The sequence below is a fragment of the Microcoleus sp. B9-D4 genome (assembly GCF_036705105.1).
Classification (GTDB): Bacteria; Cyanobacteriota; Cyanobacteriia; order Cyanobacteriales; family Microcoleaceae; genus Microcoleus.
In genome coordinates, this window is sequence record NZ_JAUBTS010000136.1 from 1 (window position 1) to 3,796 (window position 3,796).

The 3,796-nt window shown below is 43.2% G+C and carries 2 protein-coding genes; one reads left to right on the forward strand and one right to left on the reverse strand.

The features are described 5' to 3' along the window. Window positions 1-242 precede the first annotated feature (242 nt). Window positions 243-1,457 (reverse strand): transposase, encoded by a 1,215-nt coding sequence (locus QUB24_RS32930; RefSeq protein WP_333157761.1) that lies wholly within the window; start codon window positions 1,455-1,457, stop codon window positions 243-245. Between the two features lie 767 nt (window positions 1,458-2,224). Between QUB24_RS32930 and QUB24_RS32935 the strand changes: the two genes are divergently transcribed. Next, on the forward strand, window positions 2,225-3,580 hold the full coding sequence (locus QUB24_RS32935) for a D-alanyl-D-alanine carboxypeptidase (RefSeq protein ID WP_333157762.1): 1,356 nt from the start codon (window positions 2,225-2,227) through the stop codon (window positions 3,578-3,580). Window positions 3,581-3,796: the final 216 nt, after the last annotated feature.

Genomic DNA, 3,796 nt, shown 5'->3' on the forward strand with positions numbered 1-3,796 from the left:
GCTGCCTATCTTTTTTTACCACAAGTTGCCTCAATCCTTACTAGCTATGGGTTTGGGGTGGGTTGTCACCCCCCCAGGGTGTACTTACTTAAATGAATTATTATAAATTCTCTAAAATTCTTTAGGTATTTTTGGTCTACTTGTTTAAGTTTATATATTTTGATAAGCGAATTTGATGAGAGTATCGCTAATTTTTTACATCCTATAATATAGGGCTCAGCTAAAATAAAAGGGGAACTGTATCATACTTTTCCCCTTTTACAAAATTGGGATGCTCCCTGATGCTTCAACGTTTGTTTAAAACGATAATGACTCAAAGTTACCATCGCTCTAGCTGTCTTCGTGGCAAGTTTTCGCTTACCCTTTTTTACCATTTGCTGCGTCTCAAATGTTGGCAATAAAATTAATTTATACTTGCTAACTAGGTAATTAGCTGCCTTGTTGTGCAATTCCGAAACTAAGTTCTTAATTTTAACACGAATCATCGCTGCTACTTTTCTCAATCGATACCGCACCCGCTTAAACTGACTACCTTTGCTCATTCCGATCCGAGACATTAACTTGTCTAAATGTCTGGCTAACCGATAAATGCGGCCGATATCACTTTTGCCTAATTTCAGTATATTATGACCGTCAAATCCAGTCATAAACGTTCTGACTCCCGGGTCTAAGGCAATAGCTAGCTCCGATTGAGTAGGAAGCGGTGCAATCGTGTCAACCGCATAGCAGATAAACCATTGACCGTTTATTAGGCTAAGGGTTGGTTCGTGTTGCAGTACCTCCAATATTGGTTCGGCAGCCTGAAAAGACAAGCCTTTGGTTTCACGGGGATAGAAAGTGTTTGATTTCCAGTTCGCTGTTTGAAACCTAATAGTTTGACTAGGAGATTTACAACTTCTAAACTTGGCTATACCTTTTGATTTACAAGCTGCTTTGTGTGCTTCGTAGGCTTGAAATACTGCTAGTTGACGCGGGTTGTATGGCTGTTGAGACACCCATTCAGGCGCTGAATCCATGATGCGTTTACGCAACTCATATTTACCAATTTTTTCATTTTTGAGAATGGCAATTGCTTGATTGTAACACCATCTACTCGCGGCTATCCATGTCCGCCATTTCTCAGCTAGTTTTGTTTCCGGGTAGACTCGGATCTTTTTGGATAGTAGATTTGTCTTTACGGAGTCCGTAGAGTCGGCAATGGTCAGCCTCGATGATTCATAGGATATCTTCAACCATTTCTGGTTAGGGAGATAAGTCTGTTCGGCACAGAACCAGGAGTTAGCAATTTTGCTGTTGGCAGATCCCCTTGATAATGTGGGTACCAAACCGCGCGAGGAAGTCAACGCGATCGACGACCACAACTGTGTCGATATCTCCTGACATGACTTGTCCCAAAAGGGCAAGAAGCCCTTTGCGTGTGAAGTTGAGTCCGTATCCAATGTATTGGAATTCGTCATACACGGTGGTTTTTTGTTGATTACATACTACCAATGTCTACCGCTATCGTCGAGAAATTTACAAAAAATCGTTTACTATACGAAACCAGTTTATCGAAAATTTGTGAGAGCGATCGGCCTGGGGTGAAGGCCCCAGGCGCTGAAGATCATACTATTTTAGATTTTAGATTTTAGATTTTAGATTTTAGATTTTAGATTTTAGATTTTAGATTTTACAATTGGGAATGGCTTATAAGATAAGGGTTGGGAGCTTGCCTAGAGTTGCATTGTTTTTGGGAACTGGTATAACAATACTTCAAACAGTTTTTGATGACCAACCGTAAAATAATGGTTTCAAGGCTCTGCGGGAAGTTCGCTACGAACTGACATCTTGCACCATTTTTAATAAGCTTTTTATGGGCGGGCTCTCCTGCCCAACCCCTAATCCCCACAAGAAATTGCACTTGTTGTGGAACAGGCATCTTGCCTGTTCTTGAGAATGATCCAAGATGTGATCTACGAAAAATCGAGGGTTTCAGACTACGAACTAAAAACAGTCCGGACTATTGGTATAAAATTCCGCAGTCTTTAAACAATCTCTATTTAACAAACCGCGAAGACGCGTTCGGCGAAGCCGTTCCCGTAGGGTAGAACGCGAAGGAAGATGGAGAAGAAGATAGCTAATGTTAGCGGTTCGGGATTCTGGTAACGCAGATCCAGATGCTCCAAAACGCGCGTGTTAATGTTAAACTTTCCATCGGGCGTGCTGACAGACGATCGTACATTTGATGAAAAAAATTAACGTAATGCTGAAAAACCGTTACTTGACTGCTGCGAGTTCGATCGCCCTTCTCACAATTATTGCCGGATGCGCCGCTACTGAATCACCTCAACTTGCATCTCCCTCTCCTGTAGCTGAATCTTCCCCGCCGCCAGTTAAACCAAGTCAGCCGAAGCCCTTACCCTTAATAGTCTCTGCTACCAACCCCGAAACCCCCACAAATACCAAAATCCAGCAATATCTCAACGGGTTGGCTGCCCAAGGTTTTGCCAAAGAAAACCAAGGCGTCTGGATGCAATCTGGCAATACTTTGCTAGCCAATCATCAAGGTACCGTTCCTCTGTCCGCCGCTTCTATTACCAAAGTAGCAACATCTCTCGTAGCGCTGCAACAATTCGGGCCGGAACATCAATTTATTACCTTAATTGGTACAACGGGAAAAATTGAAAACGGCGTATTAAAAGGCGATTTAATTGTACAGGGAAGCGAAGATCCGTTGTTTGTTTGGGAAGAGGCGATCGCCCTCGGTAACGCCTTAAATCAAAAAGGCATCAAGCGAGTCAGTGGCAATTTGATAATTGTCGATAAGTTTTACATGAACTTTGAACTTGATCCCCTCAAATCTGGAGAATTGCTCAAACAAGGATTGAACAGTCAAATCTGGCCCAGCGAAGCCGCCGCCCAGTATCAAACCCTGCCTCCAAATACGCCAAAACCCCAAATATCAATTGAGGGTACTGTACAAGTTTTGCCAGCATCTCCGAACGAGGTGCAGCCTTTAGTAAAACATTATTCTTTACCCCTTGCTGAACTTATCAAAAAAATGAATCAGTACAGCAACAATCTCATGGCAGATATGCTAGCTGATACTGTCGGCGGCGCTAAAACAGTCGCGCAAAAAGCCGCAGCAGCAACCGGAGTTCCGCCCGCAGAAATTCAACTCGTCAACGGTTCGGGATTGAGCGAAGAAAATCTCATTTCTCCACGGGCTGCTTGCGCGTTATTTCTAGCTTTAGAACGCTATCTTGAACCTTACAGCATGACAGTTGCTGATGTCTTAACTGTAGTTGGGAAAGATGAAGGAATACTGGCAGAACGGGCGCTTCCCCAATTAGCAGTAGTCAAATCTGGCACGTTGGATAATGTTAGCGCTTTGGGCGGAGCCCTGCCAACTCAAAAACAAGAAACTGTGTGGTTTGTGATTATGAATGGAGGGGCAAATGTCGAGACATTTCGCACTCAGCAAGAGGTTTTGCTGAAAAGCTTTGTGAATGAGTGGGGAAGTGTTCAAGTTTCGCCACCGGAATTAACGCCAAATCCTACTAGAAAGAGTAAGGTATCCCGCAGCGAAATTGTTCAATAAACTGTTGTGCATTTAATTTGTATATTCCGGGCGGGCTAGAAGCCCAACCCCTACTCCCCACAACAGAGTTTGTAGGGTGCGTCAATCGATTTTAGATTTTAGATTTTAGATTTTAGATTGACTTGCGCGAGATAAATGCGGGCTTGAGGATTTTCGATTTTCGATTTGGGATTGATTCCACGGATAAATCACGTGGCGGGTACCACCTTTGAAATT

Bases quoted from the DNA above. Each gene is read 5' to 3' on its own strand.
- QUB24_RS32930 (WP_333157761.1), bottom strand. From the start codon at position 1,457: ATGACGAATTCCAATACATTGGATACGGACTCAACTTCACACGCAAAG.
- QUB24_RS32935 (WP_333157762.1), top strand. From the start codon at position 2,225: ATGAAAAAAATTAACGTAATGCTGAAAAACCGTTACTTGACTGCTGCG.